At 61.3% G+C, this 20,897-nt stretch carries 18 protein-coding genes; 4 read left to right on the forward strand and 14 right to left on the reverse strand.

Annotation, left to right across the window (positions count from 1 at the left end):
* Nucleotides 1-10: 10 nt before the first annotated feature.
* Genes QQK16_RS15590 through QQK16_RS15600 form a run of 3 tightly spaced genes read right to left on the reverse strand, consistent with a single transcriptional unit; the run spans nucleotide 11 to nucleotide 2,534 of the window.
* Complete coding sequence (locus QQK16_RS15590; RefSeq protein ID WP_284197404.1) at nucleotides 11-1,090, reverse strand: enoyl-CoA hydratase/isomerase family protein; 1,080 nt, start codon at nucleotides 1,088-1,090, stop codon at nucleotides 11-13.
* Between the two features lie 30 nt (nucleotides 1,091-1,120).
* Nucleotides 1,121-1,801, reverse strand: a complete 681-nt coding sequence (locus tag QQK16_RS15595) for a hypothetical protein (protein ID WP_284197405.1) — start codon at nucleotides 1,799-1,801, stop codon at nucleotides 1,121-1,123.
* Nucleotides 1,758-2,534, reverse strand: a complete 777-nt coding sequence (locus QQK16_RS15600; RefSeq protein ID WP_284197406.1) for an enoyl-CoA hydratase — start codon at nucleotides 2,532-2,534, stop codon at nucleotides 1,758-1,760. The genes QQK16_RS15595 and QQK16_RS15600 overlap by 44 nt, the downstream gene beginning before the upstream one ends.
* A 115-nt stretch (nucleotides 2,535-2,649) precedes the next feature.
* Between QQK16_RS15600 and QQK16_RS15605 the strand changes: the two genes are divergently transcribed.
* Nucleotides 2,650-2,973 (forward strand): hypothetical protein, encoded by a 324-nt coding sequence (locus QQK16_RS15605; RefSeq protein ID WP_284197407.1) that lies wholly within the window; start codon nucleotides 2,650-2,652, stop codon nucleotides 2,971-2,973.
* 101 nt (nucleotides 2,974-3,074) lie between these two features.
* Here the strand turns inward: QQK16_RS15605 and QQK16_RS15610 are convergent, their stop codons facing one another.
* The 5 genes from QQK16_RS15610 to QQK16_RS15630 form a co-directional block, all read right to left on the reverse strand.
* Entirely contained in the window at nucleotides 3,075-3,698 is a 624-nt protein-coding gene (locus QQK16_RS15610) for a GNAT family N-acetyltransferase (protein WP_284197408.1), read from the reverse strand.
* A gap of 254 nt (nucleotides 3,699-3,952) precedes the next feature.
* Complete coding sequence (gene tldD, locus QQK16_RS15615; protein ID WP_284197409.1) at nucleotides 3,953-5,404, reverse strand: metalloprotease TldD; 1,452 nt, start codon at nucleotides 5,402-5,404, stop codon at nucleotides 3,953-3,955.
* A gap of 46 nt (nucleotides 5,405-5,450) precedes the next feature.
* Nucleotides 5,451-6,236, reverse strand: a complete 786-nt coding sequence (locus QQK16_RS15620) for a substrate-binding periplasmic protein (RefSeq protein ID WP_284197410.1) — start codon at nucleotides 6,234-6,236, stop codon at nucleotides 5,451-5,453.
* The gene (locus QQK16_RS15625) at nucleotides 6,236-7,093 is read right to left on the reverse strand and encodes a carbon-nitrogen hydrolase family protein (RefSeq protein WP_284197411.1); all 858 of its coding nucleotides are present in this window, start codon (nucleotides 7,091-7,093) and stop codon (nucleotides 6,236-6,238) included. The genes QQK16_RS15620 and QQK16_RS15625 overlap by 1 nt, the downstream gene beginning before the upstream one ends.
* 165 nt (nucleotides 7,094-7,258) lie before the next feature.
* Complete coding sequence (locus tag QQK16_RS15630) at nucleotides 7,259-11,092, reverse strand: YhdP family protein (protein ID WP_284197412.1); 3,834 nt, start codon at nucleotides 11,090-11,092, stop codon at nucleotides 7,259-7,261.
* A 112-nt stretch (nucleotides 11,093-11,204) separates the two neighbouring features.
* Between QQK16_RS15630 and glnE the strand changes: the two genes are divergently transcribed.
* Complete coding sequence (gene glnE, locus QQK16_RS15635) at nucleotides 11,205-13,907, forward strand: bifunctional [glutamate--ammonia ligase]-adenylyl-L-tyrosine phosphorylase/[glutamate--ammonia-ligase] adenylyltransferase (protein ID WP_284197413.1); 2,703 nt, start codon at nucleotides 11,205-11,207, stop codon at nucleotides 13,905-13,907.
* 8 nt (nucleotides 13,908-13,915) lie between these two features.
* Here glnE and QQK16_RS15640 read toward each other — a convergent pair whose 3' ends face one another.
* Entirely contained in the window at nucleotides 13,916-14,206 is a 291-nt protein-coding gene (locus QQK16_RS15640; protein ID WP_284197414.1) for a hypothetical protein, read from the reverse strand.
* Here QQK16_RS15640 and QQK16_RS15645 point away from each other — a divergent pair.
* Nucleotides 14,205-14,708, forward strand: coding sequence for a hypothetical protein (locus QQK16_RS15645; protein ID WP_284197415.1), 504 nt, complete (start codon nucleotides 14,205-14,207; stop codon nucleotides 14,706-14,708). The genes QQK16_RS15640 and QQK16_RS15645 overlap by 2 nt on opposite strands.
* A gap of 63 nt (nucleotides 14,709-14,771) precedes the next feature.
* Here QQK16_RS15645 and cysS read toward each other — a convergent pair whose 3' ends face one another.
* The 5 genes from cysS to surE form a co-directional block, all read right to left on the reverse strand.
* Entirely contained in the window at nucleotides 14,772-16,151 is a 1,380-nt protein-coding gene (gene cysS / locus QQK16_RS15650; RefSeq protein ID WP_284197416.1) for a cysteine--tRNA ligase, read from the reverse strand.
* A 151-nt stretch (nucleotides 16,152-16,302) separates the two neighbouring features.
* Complete coding sequence (rpoS, locus tag QQK16_RS15655; RefSeq protein ID WP_284197417.1) at nucleotides 16,303-17,265, reverse strand: RNA polymerase sigma factor RpoS; 963 nt, start codon at nucleotides 17,263-17,265, stop codon at nucleotides 16,303-16,305.
* A gap of 16 nt (nucleotides 17,266-17,281) precedes the next feature.
* Entirely contained in the window at nucleotides 17,282-18,322 is a 1,041-nt protein-coding gene (locus QQK16_RS15660) for a peptidoglycan DD-metalloendopeptidase family protein (protein WP_284197418.1), read from the reverse strand.
* 80 nt (nucleotides 18,323-18,402) lie between these two features.
* Nucleotides 18,403-19,059, reverse strand: coding sequence for a protein-L-isoaspartate(D-aspartate) O-methyltransferase (locus tag QQK16_RS15665; RefSeq protein ID WP_284197419.1), 657 nt, complete (start codon nucleotides 19,057-19,059; stop codon nucleotides 18,403-18,405).
* Nucleotides 19,056-19,796 (reverse strand): 5'/3'-nucleotidase SurE, encoded by a 741-nt coding sequence (surE, locus tag QQK16_RS15670; RefSeq protein WP_284197420.1) that lies wholly within the window; start codon nucleotides 19,794-19,796, stop codon nucleotides 19,056-19,058. The genes QQK16_RS15665 and surE overlap by 4 nt, the downstream gene beginning before the upstream one ends.
* A 543-nt stretch (nucleotides 19,797-20,339) precedes the next feature.
* Between surE and QQK16_RS15675 the strand changes: the two genes are divergently transcribed.
* A complete protein-coding gene (locus tag QQK16_RS15675) occupies nucleotides 20,340-20,810 on the forward strand; it encodes a glycine zipper domain-containing protein (RefSeq protein ID WP_284197421.1) in 471 nt (156 codons plus the stop codon).
* The last annotated feature ends 87 nt before the right edge of the window (nucleotides 20,811-20,897 follow it).

A 20,897-nucleotide genomic window follows, 5' to 3' on the forward strand; every position in this document is an offset into this window, starting at 1 on the left:
TTGGCGTTCTCTACTGCGGTGGCATAAAGAAACCTGCAATCAGCGCCTCATCGACCTCTGCCAGGCTAGCAGGTGACCAACGCGGCGTATTGTCCTTCTCCACCAGCAAGGCCCGGACGCCTTCAGCAAAATCCGGGTGGCGGCAGCATTGGCGCGACAGGTTCAGCTCCATGTCGAATACCTGCTGCAGCGACAGGTGGCGGGCGCGCTGCTGTGCCGCCACGATCAGGCGCATGGAGGTGGGCGACCCGGCAGCCAGCTTCTTCGCCCCGGCGCGCAGCCATTCGTCCGCCCCTTCGTAGCGGGTAATAGCCGCCACCATTTCGTCCACGCTGTCGTAATCGGTCAGCGACTGGATGGCATCGTAGTGGGCACGTATGGGCGATGGCGGCAGCTCCAGCTGGGTAAGGCGGCTAAGCTCGCGCAACTGGCTGGAGAGCAGGCGCTTGTCCTGCTCACCCTGCCCCGTCCAGGCAATGGCCGCCAACTCTTGGCACAGCTCATCGCGCAAGGCGCTGGGCAAGGCAAAGTCGGCCATGCCGGTGAACAGGGCATCGGCGGCATTGAAGCTGGCCCCGGTAAGCCCCAGGTATATGCCCAGCCGCCCTGGCAGGCGATTGAGAAACCAGGAGCCGCCAACGTCAGGGTACAGGCCTATGGTGACTTCGGGCATGGCAATGCGGGAGCGTTCTGTCACGACCCGGTGACTGGCACCCACCAGCAATCCCAGGCCGCCCCCCATCACGATGCCATGCCCCCAGGCGAGTATGGGCTTGGGGTAGGTATGGATGGCGTAGTCTAGGGCATATTCCTCAGTAAAGAAGGCATCGGTCGTCGCAAAATCACCATTGCGTATGGCGTCATGCATGGCCACCACATCGCCGCCGGCACAGAAGGCCTTCTCGCCAGCCCCCTGCAGCAGCACACAAACAATATCGGGATTGTCGCGCCACTCCAGCAGGGTTGGCGTCACCGCCCGTATCATCGCCAGGGATAGTGCGTTGAGCGACTTCTCGGCATGCAGGGTAATCACCCCGATCTGCCGGCCATTGGCGGTAGGGTGCAGTGCAAAAAGGGCGGGAGCAGTCATGGTAGTTAACGCAAGCGGTAAAAGTGGGAATCAGCAACCACGGGTGTGGTACCAGATATTGTAACGACCCTTGCTGTCACGCAGGGGCAACCAGCCCTCGAGCACGGCCAGGGGCATGGCCGGCTTGTCCTGGCAAGGGTCAGGCACCAGCCTTACCTGCAGCCACCAGCGGCGGCCCAGTTGGCGCTTGCCTATGATGCTGGGCACCAAGCTGTCATCGCCCTTGAACAAGGCATACTGCGGGCCGTCGGGAACAGACCACAGTCGCCTGTCCCAGCCTGGCGCAAAATAGTTCAGTTGATCCGGCCCCACCATGGCAGCCATGGGTTTGAAGCCAGGCGACTGTGCATCGGGCAGCCAAACCCAGCGTATGGGCTGGCCCTGCAAGGCCAGGCGCAACCAGCCTGGCTGTTGCTGGTAGACCAGCGCATCTGCTGTCTCGTAGCCGGTCTCCAGGTACTGCAACTTGTCGACAGCCAGTTGCTGCGTCGCAGCTGACTGCTGAGGCGCCGCATACACGGTCACCCGACCGGGCGATCCCCCCTCCAGCAGCCAGCGATCCAGTGCCGGTAGTTTGACCACACCTTCGGCGGCTGGCGGCGGGAAGTGCTCTGGCGCATAGCTGGCCGCTACCGCCACCAAGGGCAGCAGCAGTGCCAGACTCAGGCTAGCGGTTCTGCCAGACAGGTGGACGTTTTTCCAGAAATGCATTGACGCCCTCCTGTTGGTCCTGGGTGTCGAACAGGTCGACGAACATTTCACGCTCCATAGCCAGCGCCGACCACATGGGTTGCTTGCGGGCAGCCTGAATCAGCTGCTTGCAGGCCGCCACTGAGGAAGGGCTCTGCTTGGCCACCTTCTCGGCCAGTTCCAGTGCCTTCTGGCGGGACTCGCCGCTGGCCACCACTTCTTCCACCAAGCCTATCCTGAGTGCCGTCTGGGCATCCAAGCGCTCACCACACAGTATCATGCGCTTGGCCCAACCTTCGCCTACCAGCCAGGGCAGGTGCTGAGTACCCAGCCCGCCGGGCAGCAGGCCTACGGCAGCCTCGGGCAGGGCCATGACCGCGTGCTCCTCGGCAATGCGGATATCACAGGCCAGCGCCGCCTCCAGCCCACCTCCCATGGCGTAGCCATTGATGGCGGCGATACTGACGCCCCGGAACTGCGCCAGCGTCTCGAATGCCTTGCCGAAGAAAGTGATCATCTGCCTGGCGCGGGCCTTGTCCCCCCCCGCGAACACATTGAGATCAGCGCCCGCGCTGAAAAACTTGGGACCATTTCCCGTCAACACCAATGCGTAGATTTCGCGGTCTGCGTTCAGCTGCTCCACCATGGCCTTGAGGGCCGGCAGGCTGGTTTCAGTCCAGGTATTGGCAGGTGGGTTGTTGATGGTGATCAGCGCGGTATGGCCTACGCGCTCAAGCTGGAGCAGTTCGCTCATGGGGTCTCCTTGTTGGGCAGCCGACCCACACTATAACGTAGCCGGCCAAGATGATTGACGTCCACGTCAATTTATCGCGACACTTCCACCTTTGTCACCCACAAAGCAACTCAACATGAAATTCATTGCCCTGATCGCGGCCTCCCTGCTCGCCACCACCGCCTTTGCCCAGGAGGCCGCCGCCCCTGCGGCTGCGCCGGCAACCGCTGCGCCAGCCGCCCCCAAGCATGACTGCAAGGCCCCCAGCCACCCTGGCCGGAGCGCCAGCCAGATACGCATGGATGCCTTCAACAAGCAACACAAGGCCTATGGCGAGTGCATGAAAAAATACATTGATGAGCAGGTTGCCATTTCCAATGCAGCCGCGAGCACCGGCAATGCCGCCATCAAGGAATACAACGACTACGTGAAGGCATTGAACGAGATCAACGGCCAATAGTTCAGCAGCCACCTACTGGCAATCAAGCAAACGGCCCTCTTGACGGGCCGTTTGTCCTAGAGCTTTTTCAAAGTCTTTTCGCCGCGCACCGGCCCGCTGAGTCAATCAGGGCTATTGGCCAGATCACTCAGCCTGCCGCAAACCACACTGCTGGCCGCCAGCGTGCCCTCGGACCAATCCCTTACCCCCTGCCCAGCTGCATCTGCCCAGGTTTCCATGATCTCACTGGCCAGGCTGACCGGGCTGGCAGGATGGGGTAGCAGCCGGGCTATGCCTTGCCCTTCTCCCACGCTCAGTCGCATGCCCTGGTTGCGCGCCAGTTCCATCAACTCGGTGTTATAGGGCAGGAAGTACATGACCACCTCGACCACGCCCAGATTGCGGGCATGCAGGATGGCGCGCCCAAGCATGCGGCCCGCCAATCCCTGGCGGCGCTGGCCCGCGTCGACGCTGACGCCTATTTCGGCCGTCTTGCCTTGTCCATCCAGCGCCAGATGCGTCAGGCCTATCAGGCTAGGCTGGTCCTCACGGCCCTGCCATACGCCATAGTGGGCATCGCGCTCAAAATCCAGCCGACGCACGTAATCCCGTATGGAATCATCGCTGGCGGGCCGGGCAAAGCGTTGCACCCGGTCTGTTTCGTCCAGCCGCAGCAGGTGGGCCAGCATGGCAGGCGCATCGGCCTGGTTTAGCTGCCGCACCAGCATCATTGCAGTCGTTGACATAGCAAGCTCCTGTGTTGACCAGGGGTGCCGTGTTGTCTCCGTGCCGCGTGGCCTTGTGGGCTTTGTGCGCGGTACACGCTACTTTTAAGCGTGCAGCTTAAGGATTGCAAGTTGTAAGCCAATCATGTTGCATCGCAACAACCGTAGCCATCAGGTTAGGCCAGCAAGCAGTGCCAGCAAGCAAAAGGCGTGTCGCGCTGCCGCGACACGCCTTCAAGAGAGCGTTCCGAAACCAGCTCGCTCCATCAGCCTACTCAGGCCGTCCCTCCCACCGTCAGGCCGCCATCTATTCGTATGGTGGGCTGGCCCACGCCCACCGGCACGCTCTGCCCGTCCTTGCCGCAGGTGCCTACACCGGCATCCAGCTGCAGGTCGTTGCCTATCATGCCCACCTTGGTCAACACATCAGGGCCATTGCCTATCAAGGTCGCCCCCTTGACCGGATACTGGATCTTGCCGTCTTCCACCCAATAGGCTTCGCTGGCGGAGAACACAAATTTGCCGCTGGTGATATCCACCTGGCCACCAGCGAACTGGACGGCATACAGGCCGCGCTTGATCGAACTGATGATCTCTTCCGGCGACATGTCGCCATTCATCATGACCGTATTGGTCATGCGTGGCATGGTGATATGGGCGTAACTCTCACGCCGGCCGTTGCCCGTCGGCGCCACGCCCATCAGGCGAGCATTGAGGCTGTCCTGCAAATAGCCCTGCAGCACGCCATCCTCGATCAACACCGTACGTTGGGTAGGATTGCCCTCATCGTCCACATTCAGCGAGCCGCGGCGGTCTGGTATGGTGCCATCATCCACCACCGTCACCCCCTTGGCGGCCACCCGCTGGCCAACCTTGCCGGCGAAGGCGGAGCTGCCCTTGCGATTGAAATCACCTTCCAGGCCATGGCCAATGGCTTCATGCAGCAGGATGCCAGGCCAGCCATTGCCCAGCACCACCGTCATTTCCCCCGCCGGCGCGGGCCTGGCGTCCAGGTTTACCAGGGCCTGGCGCACCGCCTCTCGGGCATAGCCCTGCAGTCGCTCTTCGCTGAAGTAGCTGTAATCGTAACGGCCGCCGCCACCCACATGGGCCGATTCACGCCGGCCGTTGTGCTCGACGATCACCTGTACCCCAACCCGTACCAGCGGCCTGACATCGGCAGCCCGATGGCCATCGTGGCGGGCAATGTAGATCACCTCATACTCGCCGGCCAAGCTGGCCATTACCTGAATCACGCGCGGATCCAGGCTGCGGGCATAGCTCTCCAGCCGCTCCAGCAGCATGACCTTGTCGGCCTCGGCCAAGCTGCCCAAGGGGTCCAGGGTGGCATACAGCGGTTGCACCGCCGACGGCCGACGTGCTGGCCCTGCCAGCCCCTGTCCACCTTGCCGGCCTATGGCACGGGTTGCCTTGGCTGCGGAGTGCAGGGCCGCCAGGCTGATGTCGTCTGAGTAAGCAAAGGCCGTCTTTTCGCCGCTGACAGCCCTGACGCCCACGCCCTGATCGATATTGAAACTGCCCGATTTGACGATGCCTTCCTCCAGGCTCCAGCCTTCAGCTCGGCTGTACTGGAAGTAAAGATCGGCGTAGTCCACATCATGGCGCATGATTTCGCCAAAAACCTGGTCCAGTGCGGCATCATCCAGGCTGTAGGGATTCAGCAGATAATGTTCGGCCGTCTGCGTCGGCAAGGTAGTGCTGCTCATGTTTGTGCTCTTGTCATGGGTAGGCGCGCAGTGCGCCAGGCTGCCACTAGTTTGGCCTAGGACCAAGGTAGCGGCGCAGGATAGCGGTGAATTGTTGCTGCATGGGGCCGGCCAGCAGGGCTTCCCAGCGGTTCAGCTCGGCCGCGCCAAAACGCGACCGCGAAAAATACAGGCCCGCCCTGAGCTCATTGCGCTCAGGCGTCCAGTCCAGAGTGTGCACCTTACCATCTAGCGCGTAGCGCGGCAGCATCAGGCGGTACAGCATGGGGCTGGAAATCAGGGCGTTGATACGGCCGATTTTCATCTGGTGGTACAGACTTTCGATATCGGCCACTTCAATCAGTTCATCGCGTTCGCGCTGGCGGGCAATCAATTGCTCCCAAATCGTATCGCCGTATTTATAGGAACGTACGATACCCAGGCGAAACTCCGGTAATTCGTCCAGATCCGCCAGGCTTGCCGGCCGCCCCAGGCTTTTGAGCACCACCAGTTCATTGCCATTTCCCCAATAAGGCAGCGGCATGAACTGTCCAAAGCGATCGCGCTGCTCGGTAGGTAGGGCCGACAGCACCATGTCCGTCTCGCCCTGCTCGTACATTTTCCAGATCAACACCCGAGACAGCTCCGACACCTGAAAACGGCAGCCGGTCGCCTGGCTCAACGCCGCTACCAGGTCGGGGTCGATGCCTTGCGGCTGGCCCTGCGCGTCGCGCCAGTAAGCCATACCAAAAGGGTGGTACGCCACCCGCACGGCCCTGTCGGCGCAGCCGTAGTCTGCCGGTGCCGCATAAGCCAGGGTGGCGATCAGCAGTGCCAGGCAGTAGCGCAGCATCAGGCCAGCACTCGATGGCTCAACGCCGGCAAGCCCTGCCTCAGCCTGGCCTTGTAGTCGTGATCGATATCGGCCACCACGATGCCGGAACCACGCGGCAAGCGGTCCAGCACGATGCCCCAGGGGTCAACAATCATGCTGTCGCCATGGGTTTCGCGGCCATTGCGGTGAAACCCGCCCTGGGCCGAGGCAATCACATAGGCCAGATTCTCTATGGCGCGGGCACGCACCAGTGTTTCCCAATGGGCTCGTCCAGTGGTTTCGGTAAATGCCGCCGGCACGATGATCAGGTCCACTGGCTGCATGCGGCGGAACAGCTCGGGGAAGCGCAGATCGTAGCAAATAGCCAGACCGATCCGGCCAAAGGGCGAATCGAACACCACCACTTCATCGCCTGGGGTGATGGTGGCTTCCTCACGGTAGGTCTCCGTGCCCATCTCAAAGCCGAACAGATGGATCTTGTCATAACGCGCAACCTGGCGGCCCTGGTCATCGAACACCAGGGTGGAGTTCCGCACCTTGGCGGGGTCTTCAGTCCACAGCGGCACCGAGCCACCTACGATCCAGATGCCCAGCTTCTTAGCTGTCTTGGATAAAAAAGCCTGTATCTGCCCCTCACCCGGCTGCTCACGTACGGCCACCTTGTCAGTATCCTTCAGGCCCAGAATGGCAAAGTATTCGGGCAGGACCACCAGCTTTGCGCCCTGTTTGGCGGCCAGCTTGAGCAGAACTTCTGCCTCGGTCAGATTGGCCGATACGCTAGGGCCGGAAGCCATCTGCACTGCAGCAACCCGCAAGCCACCGCTGGTGGCGGCACGGGCTGCGGCCTGCTGGCTGGTATGAGCACGAGTCGACATGATGTGTCTCCTTTTTTGTATTTTGAAGGCGGTTCGCCACCCTGACGCCGCTTGGTGAACGCGCTCTGACGAGGCGCTTCCAGCAATCTCGCCTGCGCCTATCCCTACGGAGAGGCTGAAGCAAGGCTGCGGTGCTGGGCTATCCCCTTATTGCCGTCCGCACGGCTACTTGCTACTACCTGCTGCGCCTACCTTGCTGTACTGCGGGTCTGTCCAGGTGCCGGTGATATCGTACTCATAGGCCACCAGCTGCCCCAACGGGTCTTTCAGCACCCGCTGCAGCAAAAACGCCCCCACACCCACCAGCGGGTTGGCCAGTGCCACCCCAGCCCCCACGGCAAAGCTGTCGCCCACCGTGGGCACGATGCGCACACGTAGCTTCTGGGTTTCCCGGCCTATGTCGGTCTCGCCCCTGAACAGTACCTGTGCCGCAGGCCCGACTATGGTCAGATTGTCCGTCGTCATCACGCCTCGCACTACCTTACTATCGCCCTCGATACGGTCGAAGGCAAAGCCCTCGCTGAAGACATCGCGAAAATCCAGGGTCAGGCGCCGTTGCAAAGATTGGAGGCTGAGTATCCCCAGCAACCTGCCCACGCCGGGTTCTACTTTGGCAAATTGACCGGATTCGGCCTTGATGCTGAATTTGCCACTCATGCTGGGATAATCAGGCGCCAACGGTGAACCGCGCCACGCCAGATCGCCACGCAAGCTCCCTTCGCCCCGCCGCACCGTCTCGGGATAGCCAAACCGGCCCAGCAGCTTGCCCACGTTGTCAGATGCTATGTCCAGCCTTACCTTGGTGCCCGCATCCTCCCCGACTGGCTGCCACACCCCCTGCATACTGAGCCGTCCGTCGGGATTCGACAGTGTCAGGCTCTCTATCAGCCAGTTCTCCCGCTGCTGTTGCGCTTTTACGTCAAGCCGGCCCAGCGCATGCCCACGGTAGTAAAAGTCTTCGGCAACGATATCCAGTGCAGGCAGGGACTGATTGCTGAAGCCACTCCCGGTTGGTGTACCCGGCGCATCCGGCAAAGGCAGCACCAAGCGGGCAAACCGCGCATGCACCTTGCCCTTGGCCTGTGGCGACCAAGCCAGCCGGCCTTCGACCTGCTTGCCGCTGGCAGTCAATTGCCACGCCCCGTCTTTGCCCGGTACAGCGCGCAAGGCCAGATCATCCAGTTGGCTACCCAGCGCCATCAGTTTGCCTGCCCTGAGTTCTATGCCCGCCAATGCCATACCACTGGCGGCCTTGCCGCCCGCACCCTCCAACAGCGACAGCCACGGGTCCAAGGCAAGCTCAGGCAGGGTGCCGGTCAACCAGAGTCCGCGATTGGCGTTATTAGGCACGCCGCCACCCAGGCGCACTTCGCCTCGCTCCACTTGCCAATCCTGGTCAGTGGCGGCGGCAAGCTGGACTTCAGCATTCAGCTGGCTACCCAGCGCCACCTTCCAGTTCTCTGTCTGACCGGCATTGTCGAGCACCAGCCGCAAGGGCCTGACCTCGCCCATGGCTTTGCCCAACGGTGCCGGTAAATCCAGCCGCACATCCTTCAGCGGCGCATCCAACTGCACGCTCCAGCCTTGCTCGGGTAGATCAAGCTGTACTCGATAGTCCGTCATGCCCACCAGGCGATCCGCCAAGGGCAGGCTGTAGCGCTTTGCCGCCAGGCCCACGTCAGCACGGCCGCTGGCGCGCATCTGCACCACACCGCTTTCGGAGGTGGACAAGTCAGCCCGGAATGCACCACCCAGCGTGCGCCCCCGCAGGGCGCTGGCGCTGACCTTGCGCTCGGTAAAGGTCAGCTCTCCCTGCAGATCCGTCATTTCAGGCAGTTTTTCACCGACCTGAAGCTGATTGCCGGCAAAGCGGTAACTGCCCGCCAGCTTGGTCGCATCTACTTCCTCAAAAGGGATCTCCAGCTTGATCGACAGTTTGCCGTCGCCGGCGGCGCGAGCAGCACTACCCATGCCATCCAGGCTGGCATCCAGCGGACTCTGCGCGATATAGCGCAGGAACTCCGCTGTCTGCCCTTCGGCCGCGCCCTCTATGCGCACGCTGGGGCTCAGCTCCAGGTCATCGATCACAGCCAGTGCATTGCTTACCCGTGCCCCCAGTATCTGCCCCCCCGCCGCTACCGTTAGCCGGTTGCCAACGATACGTACCTCGCCGTCTATCCCGCTCATGGCAGGCCAGCCGTCGCTGTAGTCCAGCGTCACGCCCTTGGCCTGGGTGACCACCTCCCACACGCCCGCCTTGCCATCGGTGAACGGAAAGCCTGCCAAGGGGCCATTCAACGTAAAGCGCGCATCCCGTGCCTCGCCCGCAGTCAGGCTCTGGCGCAGCCAGTGGCGGGTATCGTTGCCCAGCGTGACGGGCAGGTAATCGGCCACCTTGCTGGCCGTGAGCCTGGGTACGGCAGCCTTCAAATCCAGGCTGCCCAGGCCCGTACCGGGCCAACGCCAGGTTGCCTGGGCCTGGGCCTCGAGATCAGCGTTGCTGGCGCTGAAATCACTGAGCTTGACGACCCATTGCTTACCCACCCGCGACCAATCCAGTGCCAGGCGGATGCGATCCAGATTGAGCGGCTGCTCAAACACCGTGCTGGAGGCCAACCTGAAGCGCTGGCCGCGCAGCGCCAGACTTCCCTTGGACTCACTGAAGGTCAACTCACCATCCACCGGCCCCAAGCTGGGCCAGGGCGCAGGTGCAAGCAGTCCCAGTCCACTGAAACCCATCCGGCCAACATAGGCCTGCGGCTCGCGCCAATCACCCTTCCAGCTCGCACTCAGACGATCCAAGCGACCACTGGGCTGCATGCCGCCAAGCGCATGGCGCAAGGCAGTGGGCAAGGGCAGCGATGGCGGGAGACTCGCCAATCCGGATAGTGTCACCCCATGGGCGCTGAACTGGCCACCGCCCTCCTTGTGCAAGACCAGCGTCGCCTGGCTGCCATCCAGCAGTTTGCCGCCATCGGCTCGCAGCTTCAGATCGCCCAGCGTCAACTCTCGTTCGCCGTCGCGGTCTCGCCAGCGCAAGGAACCGGACAAGGCATTGACCTCCAGGGGAGTCAGTTCGGGAGACAGGCGTACCACTACATCGCGCAGCGCCAAGCGGGCATCCACGGCCGTGGGGTGCAAGCCCTCGAAAGCCAAATCGAGTTCCAGCCGCCCCTGGCCGCGCCGCAGCGCTACCGGGTAGGGCAGCCACTGCCCCCAGGCCGCCATGTCCACCTTGTCCAGCACTGTGCTGACACTACCCTGCCACTGATCCAGCTGTGCCAGGTCATCCCCGCGCCAGCGGGCCTCAAGCCGGAATGGCTGCGCCAGCGCCCCAGGCGGCGTAGCCGACAGCTCAGCCTGATGCTGGCCAAACAAGCGATTTTCCAGGCTCAGATCCACTTGTTCCAATTGCAGCAATGGCGCCTGCCGCAGGTCATCGCGCCAGCTGATGCGGCCATCCACAATCGCAATATCATGCTGCCGCAATAGCCAGTCGGTCAGGCTGCCTTGCTTGCCTGTCTCGTTCAAAGGCAATCCCGCCAGCCTGATCATGCCGTCGGTATCACGGGTCAGCTGGAGATCGGGTTGCAGCAAGGTCAGCTTGTCAAAGCGCAAATCACCCAGAAGTAGTGGCCACCATGAAAGCGTGGCCTCAACCTCTGCCAGATTCAGGGCGGGGCGGCCATCGTTGTGGCGCAGGCTAAGCTGTCGAAACGACAAATACGGCAATACACCCCGCCAGCCACCTTCAACCTGCCCTATGCTGATAGGCCGGCCTACACGCTGGCTCAGCTCCGCCACCAGGCGTGGCCGGTACTCGGGCAGATGCGGGAAGAACCACCATTGCAGCCAGGCGGCGCCAAGCGCCCACAGCACGCCCACCGCCAAGGCCGCCCATATCAGGGCGCGGCTGTGCCAATGCAGCAAATGCAAGCATTTGCGGCGCAGCCAGATCAGGCGGGCTTGCAGGGGATGACGGTATGGCGCGGGCGACATTGCAGCAGTGAAACGTACGCCCGAACAGGCGGCTAGAATAGGAGCCTGGATTCTAGCTGTCCGCACCACACCGCGTCTCGCGCATTCACAGGGCTTTGCACATATTTACGACATGACAGACCGCCTCGCACCCGCCATCAGCCATAGCCGCTACCTGCAACGGCTGTTTGCCGCGCAGCCTGCCTTGCAAGCCGACACCCTGGCCAGGCTGGACCGTCCTTTCGATCGCAGCGCCATGCTGGCCATGTTGCCCATGGGCGCCGATGAAGCCACCCTCAAGCCCGCCCTGCGCAAGCTTCGGCAGGCCGTCATGGCGCGTATCTTCAGCCGCGATCTGCTGGGTCTGGCGCAATTGGACGAAGTCATTGCCACCGTCAGCGATCTGGCAGAAGTCGCCATCCTGGCTGCACTGGAATGCGTTACCCGCGCAGATGAGAGGCATGGCCAGCCCATCGGTGGCGAATCGGGCCAACTGCAGAAACTGATCGTGGTCGGCATGGGTAAGCTGGGTGGCCGCGAACTCAATGTCTCCAGCGATATCGACCTGATTTTTGTCTACCCCGAAGATGGCGAAACAGATGGCCCTAGGCCGATCTCCAATCACGAGTGGTTTGCCCGCGCGGGTAAGCGCCTGATTGCGCTGCTGCATGATGTTACTGCCGATGGCTTTGTTTTCCGGGTGGATATGCGTCTGCGCCCCTTTGGCGACGCCGGCCCACTGGTATCGAGCTTTGCCGCCCTTGAGAACTATCTGCTGACCCAGGGCCGTGAGTGGGAGCGCTATGCCTGGATCAAGGGACGTGCCATCACCGATGAAACCGGCCATTTCGGCCCAGCAGGCCCACAGGGGCTGGGGGGTGATGCTGCCGGCCTGATGTCGCTGGTGACCCCGTTCGTATATCGCAAATATCTGGATTACGGCGCCTACGCCTCCATGCGCGACCTGCACGGGCAGATACAGCGCGAAGTCGTACGGCGTGACTTTGCCGACAATATCAAACTGGGCCCAGGTGGCATCCGCGAGGTGGAGTTCATCGCCCAGGTGTTCCAGTTGATACGCGGCGGCCGGCGCCCCAGCCTGCGTATACGCCCCACCCGCGAGGTATTGCGCGAGCTGGTGGGCATGGGACAGCTGGAGGCACTGACTGTCGCCGAACTGACCGCCGCCTATGTGTTTTTGCGCGATCTGGAGCATCGCCTGCAGTACCTGGACGATGGCCAGACCCAGATGCTGCCCTCCAGCGACACCGACAGGGCCTTGATCGCCACTAGCCTCTGTCACCGCGACTGGGCCAGCTTCATGGCGGCACTGGATACCCACCGCGCCGCTGTCAGCCGCCACTTCGAGCAGGTATTCGCCCTGCCGCAGGCTGAGGGAGATGCCGTGCATCCCCTCGCTGGCGTATGGCTGGGCATTGCCGATGGCCAATCCAGCCTGGGCAAGCTGGCCAACCTGGGATACCAGCAACCAGCAGAGATGGAACGCCTGCTGGCCGCCATTGCCCAGGGTGGCCGCTATCAGACCCTGGCCGACAAGAGCCGCCGCCGGCTTGATGCGCTGATTCCTCCCCTGGTAGAGGTCTGCGCCCGCCAGCCCAACCCCGATGCCACACTGAGCCGCATCTTGCGCTTTCTCGATGCCATCGCCCGGCGAGAATCCTACCTGGCCCTGCTGGCCGAGCACCCGCAAACCCTCAGCCGGCTCGCCTCCTTGCACAGCGCCAGCCCCTGGGTGGCCGACTACCTGCATAGGCATCCCATCCTGCTGGATGAACTACTGGATGCCCGCCTGCTGTACTCCGCGCCCGACTGGCAAAAGCTGGGTGAACAGCTGCGCTCGGAACTGGCGCTGCATCTGGGTGATACCGAGGCTGAGATGGATGTGCTCAGGCACTTTCAGCACCAGCAGGTATTCCGCCTGTGCGCGCAAGATCTCGCGGGCCAGTTCTCCTTGACCACCTTGTCCGACCACCTATCCGATCTGGCCGACTTGATACTGGCGGTGACCCTGGAAAGAGCCTGGGCCGAGCTGCCAGGCCGCCATCGCGAAGAGGCAGCATTTGCCGCCATAGGTTACGGCAAGCTGGGTGGCAAGGAGCTGGGCTACGGCTCCGATCTGGACGTGATTTTCGTCTACGACGACGACCATCCCGATGCCGGTGAACTCTACGCCAAGCTGGCAAGGCGGATGATGACCTGGCTATCGACCACCACCGCTGCTGGCGCCCTGTATGAAGTCGACCTGCGCCTGCGCCCCAATGGCGCTTCTGGCTTATTGGTCTCCAGCATCGCCGCCTTGGCGCAGTACCAGCACGAAAACGCCTGGGTATGGGAGCATCAGGCCCTGACCCGCGCCCGCTATGCTGCTGGCGACAAGGCGGTAGGCGCCCAATTCGAGACCGTACGCCGCAATGTCTTGAGCCAGCGCCGCGATCAGGCGCGGCTATCGGAAGACGTCGTAGGCATGCGTGACAAAATGCTGGCCACCCACCCGGCACTGGCCGATGACGTCAAGCATTGCCGCGGTGGACTGGTGGATGTGGAATTCATCGTGCAGTACCTGGTACTCGCCCACGCCCACCATCTACCTGCCCTACTCGCCAACAGTGGCAATATCGCCCTGCTCAAGACTGCGGCCGAGGCAGGCCTGATTCCTGCCGGTCTCGCCGAAGATGCCCAGACCGCCTATCGCCGGCTACGCGAGCTGCAACACAAGGAGCGATTGAATGGCGCCCCCTCATCGGCCAGCGCACTGGAGGCCGTGGAGCCCTATTGCGAAGCCGTGCGCGGACTGTGGCGGGTGGTATTTGGCTAAGAGCCTGTTCAATGTCTTTTCGTCGTGTCGCTGATCTGGAAAATGGCCAGGCACACGGCGTGGTGCGCAGGCAATGACAAGTTGTTGCCAAGCGCCACAACGCAGTGAATGGCCGTTTTCCAGATCAGCCCTGCTGGGTTCGCATCCTTGCCGGCGAATGGCAGCGTTGCAAGCCGCTGACGGTACCCGTACCGCTGCGCGGCTTGCGCCTTGCCCTTCATCCGGCAAGGTTGCGAACGACACGGCGAAAAGACATTGAGCAGGCTCATAGCCATGCCTTCACCCCGAAAATCGATCATGCTCATCATCCAGCACATTGATACCTACTGGACCAAGGCCACACGCGGTATGCCAGGCGCCGGCCTGCGCAGTGCGCTGCCAGATGCCTATCGCCTGCCAGACTCCTTAACTGAACTGCCGCCAAACGGCGCTTTGATCCACCGTCTGCAGCGCAATGAAGGGCAGCATTTTCAACCTCATGCCCAAACCGAGATATTGCCTGTTCCAGGCAGCTATTGGCGTTTCCGCATCGGACAGCACAATGGCGAGATCACCCTATCCTTCTGCTACCACGCAGCCGACCATGGCCTGCCATTTCGGTACAGCAGATCACGTCCCCTCTTTAGCCTGGCGCTGGGTCAGCGTGGCGTCTTCCGCATCAATGGACGATTCGCTTCCTATTCAGGACAGTATTACCGCCAGCACACACTGCACTTTGCACACCTGGCAGCGCTTGATGCGGTTTGCTTTGTGGTCGGCCCACCACACCAGGTTCATGAGGAATTGGCGCATCTGTTTTGAGGGTGCGGCAAACAACAAGGGCGCCTGTTGGCACCCTTGTTGTTTGCTACGGTAGCGCTGGAATCAAGCCCGGCGCCAGGTTGTCCCTTGCGGCCCATCCTCCAGCACCACGCCGCCCTTCAGCAAGGCATCGCGGATACGGTCGGACTCGGCAAAGTTCCTGGCCTTGCGGGCCTCCAAGCGCGCAGCGATCAGCGCCTCCACCTGCTCGGCCCCAAACTCGTCGCCACTCACCGGCCCACCCTGCAGATAGGCTACCGGATCACGCTGCAACAGGCCCAGCACGTTGGCCAGCGCCTTGAACTGGGATGCCAGTTCGTGCGAACCACTGCGGTTGACCTCGCCTGCCATCTCAAACAGCACCGCGACCGCATCGGCCGTATTGAAGTCGTCGTCCATGGCCGTCTTGAAGCGGGTAGCGTAATCGCTATCCCAATGGATAGGCGCACGCACATCGTCCGGCGGGGTGTTCTTCAGCGCGGTGTACAGGCGATCCAATCCCGCCTTGGCATCGTGCAGCAATTCCTCCGAGTAGTTCACGGGGCTGCGGTAGTGCGCACGAATGATCAGGAAACGCACCGCCTCACCATCAAACGCCTTGAGCACATCACGTATGGTGAAGAAGTTGCCCAAGGACTTGGACATCTTCTCGCCACCCAGCTGCAGGAAGCCGTTGTGCATCCAGTAGTTCACATAAGTGTGATCATGGCAGCCTTCGGATTGGGCGATCTCGTTCTCGTGGTGGGGAAACTGCAGATCCTCGCCCCCACCGTGGATATCGAAATGGCTGCCCAGATGATGCTCGGACATCACGGAGCATTCGATATGCCATCCTGGCCGACCCGGGCCCCAAGGCGATGGCCAGCTGGGCTCACCTGGCTTGGCCGCCTTCCACAGCACAAAGTCCAGCGGGTCGCGCTTGTGCTTGTCTACCTCTACCCGCTGGCCGGCCTGCAGGTCGTCCAGCGATTTACCGGAAAGCTTGCCGTAGCCGGGGAACTGGCGCACTGCGTAATACACATCGCCATTGTCGGCAGCGTAGGCGCGACCCTTGGCAATCAGCTTCTCGGTCATGGCCACCATGCCATCCACATGCTGCGTGGCGCGGGGTTCATGGGTGGGCGGCAACAGGTAGAGTTGCGCCAGATCGGCATTCATCTCGGCGATGGTCTCGCTCACCAGCTCATCGGCGGTAATGCCGCGTTCGCCAGCGCGCTTGATGATCTTGTCCTCGATATCGGTGATATTGCGGACATAGGTCACCTGGTAACCCGAGGCATGCAGCCAGCGGTAGATGATGTCGAAAGCGCCCAGCATGCGGGCGTGGCCGATATGGCACAGGTCGTACACCGTCATACCGCAGACATACATGCGCACCCGGCCGGGTTCGATGGGCTTGAAGACCTGCTTTTCGCGGGCCAGGGTGTTGTAGACGGTAAGCATGCAATCCTCTTGGGGAATAAGTCCGGCTCATTCGAGCCTAAAACGGGATTCTAACAAAGCCAGCAGGTGCGGCCCAAACCGGGTAGCACAAGAGGCCATTAAAACAAAAAAGGCCGGAATCGCTTCCGGCCTTCCTGACTAAGGGTTGCGCTCAACCAAGCAATACGTCGCGCGACACACCTTGTCGGCGCAGGAGTCGCCGGAGACTCTCTAGCGCCTCGATCTGGATCTGCCGGACCCGCTCTCGCGTCAGCTGCAGGTGGGCCGCCAGATCCTCCAACGTACAGATGTCGTAGCCATTCAGGCCATAGCGGCGCTCTATGACCATGCGTTGCTTGTCATTGAGCTGCTTCAGCCATTCCCGCACATAGCGCTGTATCTCGGCATTCTGCAGCACCATTTCCGGGCCGTCGTGCTGTTCATCGGGGATGGATTCGCCGATGGATAGCATGGGGTCGATATCCAGCGGAGCATCCAGCGACGCCATGCGCTCGTTCAGGTTCATGACCCGGCGTACATCCTCTACCGGCTTATCCACCTGATAGGCGATTTCCTCCATGGTGGGCTCGCGCCCCATCTGCGCTTCCAGATGACGCTGGGCTCGCAGGTAGACGTTGAGTTCCTTGATGACGTGTACAGGGAGACGTATGGTGCGCGACTGGTTCATGATGGCGCGCTCTATGCTCTGGCGTATCCACCAGGTGGCATAGGTAGAGAAGCGGAAACCCCGTTCTGGGTCGAACTTCTCCAGTGCGTGCATCAGACCGATATTGCCTTCCTCGATCAGATCGAGCAGGGCCATGCCGCGATTGATATAGTGCTTGGCGATATTCACCACCAATCGAAGATTGTGCTCAATCATCTTTTGGCGGGCATCGAAATCACCCTGGACTACCAAGCGGGCCAGGCGGCGCTCCTCATCAGGCGTGAGCAGTGCGTTGTGGCCGATGTCATTGAGATAGATCTGGGTTACATCACCGGTCGATTCAACCGCATAGCGGCCCACTTCTTCGACCTGCTGGGCGTCTGCCTCAGCTTCTGGCTCCAGGCCTTCCTCATCTTCCTCCTCGTCCAGTAGATCTTCGTCCACTAGCTCTTCGTCGATGGTATCCATGGAGTCGCTCATGGTGTCAGCCCGCCGTCAGGTATTTGGTTGGATCAACCGGCTTGCCAAAGCGCCGGATCTCGAAATGCAGCTTGACCTGCTCTGCATCGGTGTTCCCCATTTCGGCAATTTTGTCTCCCTTTTTCACATTGTCTCCCTCTTTGACCAAGGACTGGCTGTTGTGCGCGTACGCCGACAAATAGGTCTTGTTATGTTTGACGATAACCAGTTTGCCGTAGCCACGCATGGTTCCAACATAGACAACTCGGCCGGCACTGGCAGCAAGTACCGGCTGTCCCAATTTGCCGCCTATATCAATACCTTTGGCAGCATCCGAGAACGGGGTGATGACCTTCCCTACCGTCGGCCAGGACCAATTCAGGTCCTCTTCGCCCAATACTGGGCTGGCCGGCTTGTTATCGGCAGGTTTTGGGTCGGGCTTAACATCGATTTTTTCGACGGGCTTGGGGTCGAGCGGCTTGATCGGCGCAGCACCAGCCTGGGCGGCCGTCTGCACCGGTCCCTCGGCCTGGCGCGCTACCGTGGCGGCATCCGTACCATGTGACAGCTTGAGCGCCTTGGGATAGCTCACCACTGCCGCCACGGGCGCTGTAGGTGCGACAGGGGTGACTACCACAGCCGGCGTATCAATCTTGACTGGTGCCGGCGCACTATCGGGACGCAGCGGCCGCACGACAACACCGGCAGTGTCGGGCGCGGCAATATCATTGGGGTCGGACAACAGCAGAATCTGGTCGATCTTGATCAGGTTGGGGTCAGCCAGATGATTCCAGGCGGCGACTTCCTTGTAATCAAGTCCATTTTCCAGGGCAATGCTATAGAGGGTATCGCCCACCCTGACGGTGTAATACTTGCCGCCATCCGGTGCCGTGGTAGCAACAGGACGCGCAGCACTGGCTGTGGCCGGCACAGGTGCAGGTTTGACCGAGGGCGCATTGGCAGGCCGCGTGCGGTCAACAACAGGTGCGGGTGAACGAACCGGGTCGCTCGCACAAGCAGCGAGCAGCAAGGCAGACATCACACCGGCGGTACGGACAACGTTCAACTCGTTACTCCCTTGTATTCGAATTGGTACGTAGCGAGTGGCGCAAAGCCTACAGCGCGACGATGACAGTTTTGCTGAAGCTAGGCAAGGCCCGGCAGCATAGGAACGAAGCGTACTTTTTCCAATTTGGTTTCAATAAAACCAGCTTCGGTACGTTCGATTATTCGTAATTCCTGATCGACATTGCCGATAGGAAAAATCATTCTGCCCCCAACCGCCAATTGTCCAAGCAGGGCTTCGGGTACGTAAGTGGGGGCTGCAGCCATGATAATGGCGTCAAATGGGGCGGCTTCGGCAATACCGACAAAGCCGTCACCGTGCCGCAGGCGGCTATTGCTGATACGTAAATCACGCAGGCGTTGGCGTGCCTTGTCTAGTAGTTGTGCTAGTCGTTCGACCGAATAAACCGTCTTGAATAGTTGCGCCAACACCACGGTTTGATAGCCACAACCGGTGCCGACCTCCAGCACCTTGTCGCGCCGTGCGGCGCCTGCTGCCAGCTCCACCATGCGCGCCACGATATATGGCTGCGAGATGGTCTGCCCCTGCCCTATAGGCAGGGAGACGTCGTCATAGGCACGGTGAGACAGGGCTTCATCGATAAAGATATGGCGGGGGGTGTTGGCCATGACGCCCAGCACCTCCTCATTGCGTATGCCTTGCTGGCGCAACCTTTCCACCATGCGGCCACGGGTACGTGCTGAAGTCATGCCGATGCCGGAAAAGTCGTGCTTCATGCCAGCCAGTCCGTCATAAAGTCCAGTTGCTTGAAGGCCGTCAGGTCTATCTGCAGTGGTGTAATCGAGACATAACCATGGGCTACCGCCCAGAAATCCGTGTCCTCTGCCGCATCCTGAGCCGCACCGAGCGGGCCTACCCACCATATGGTCTCGCCGCGTGGATTCTGGCTCTTGATCACTGGCTCGGCCTTGTGCCGCCGTCCCAGGCGGGTTACCCGCCAGCCCTGTAAGTCTTCATAGGGCAGATCGGGCACATTCACGTTCAGCAGCACGGCACCGCGAAAAGGATCGCGCTGTATCCGTGCAACCAGCTCCTGCGCCACGCGGGCCGCCGTATCGAAATGCCTGGGGGCGTGCTTGGCCAGCGAGATGGCCACGGCTGGCACACCCAGCAGATAGGCCTCGGTTGCCGCCGCCACCGTGCCGGAGTAAATCGTATCGTCACCCATATTGGCGCCGTGATTGATACCCGACACCACCAGGTCGGGCAGCTCGGTCAGCATGCCCGTCACGGCCAAGTGCACGCAATCAGTGGGTGTGCCGTTGACATAATGGAAACCCGAGGCCGCCTGCTTGAGGCTCAGGGGCCGATCGAGTGTCAGGGAGTTGGACGATCCACTGCGATCGCGCTCGGGCGCCACTACGGTGACATCACCCTGGCTGGCAAGGGCCTTCGCCAGCGCAGCCAGCCCCGGCGCAAAATAGCCGTCGTCATTGCTCAACAGGAACTTCATGCATCTCCCTAGCGCGTGTTTACGGTATGTCCACCCCGCAGCCACCCAGGGTTGCGAGATGCCGCCGCATCGTCTGGCTGGCATTCTACCGTTGCCGCAATCAAGCCGGAAATCTGATGGCGAGCAGTGTGCAGCTACAGCGCCCTTTTGCGCCGTGTAGTTAGAGCCTGTTCGATGTCTTTTCGCCGCGTCGCTGATCTGGAAAATGGCCAGGCACAAGGCGTGGTGCGCAGGCAATAACAAGTTATTGCCAAGCGCCACAACGCAGTGAATGGCCGTTTTCCAGCTCAGCCCTTTGGGTTCGCAGCCTTGCCGGCGAATGGCGGCGTTGCAAGCCGCTGACGGTACCCGTACCGCTGCGCGACTTGCGCCTTGCCCTTCATCCGGCAAGGTTGCGAACGACGCGGCGAAAAGACATTGAACAGGCTCTTGGTCCACAAAGCGCGCAATGACTTGGCAAAGCGTCAATAGTGCGGCTTTTGTAGTCGAACCATTGGGTCGATAATAAGCTCAAATCATTCATCCATCTTTTCGAGGTCCACCATGTTTTCCCTAACTTGCTCCCGCCTGCTACTGATCAGCGCCATGGGCACCACCGTTTTGCTCAGCGGCTGCGCCAGCGATCGCTCCGCTCGCATCTACAGCCCCTCCGAAGCGCTCAATGAAGCCCGAGTCCGCTCCGGCACGGTCGAATCAATCCGCGCCGTTCGCATACAGTCCGATAGCGAATTGGGCCAGTTGATCGGGGCTGTCATCGGCGGTATCGCTGGCAGCAATGTCGGCAAGGGCAGCGGCTCCAGCGTGGGTGCCGTCATCGGCGCCACCGTGGGTGGTGCAGCAGGCGGCGCGATAGGCAAGGACGTCAACGCCAAGGAAGGCATGGAGCTGGTGCTCAGGATGGAAAGCGGTGAAGTCATCGCCGTGGTGCAGGAAGCCGATATCGCCTTTGTGCCAGGCCAAAAGATACGCGTCATCACCCGTGGCCGGGTAAGCCGAGTTGTTCCGGCCAACTGATACGCGAGCAAGCCTCCCTCGCTGACCTGTGCCGTTGGGCGCGTTTCTGCCCCCGGTAGCGTAAACCCGGGCAAGACAAAGGCCGGT

It is taken from the genome of Chitinimonas prasina, from assembly GCF_030160395.1.
GTDB lineage: Bacteria > Pseudomonadota > Gammaproteobacteria > Burkholderiales > Chitinimonadaceae > Chitinimonas > Chitinimonas prasina.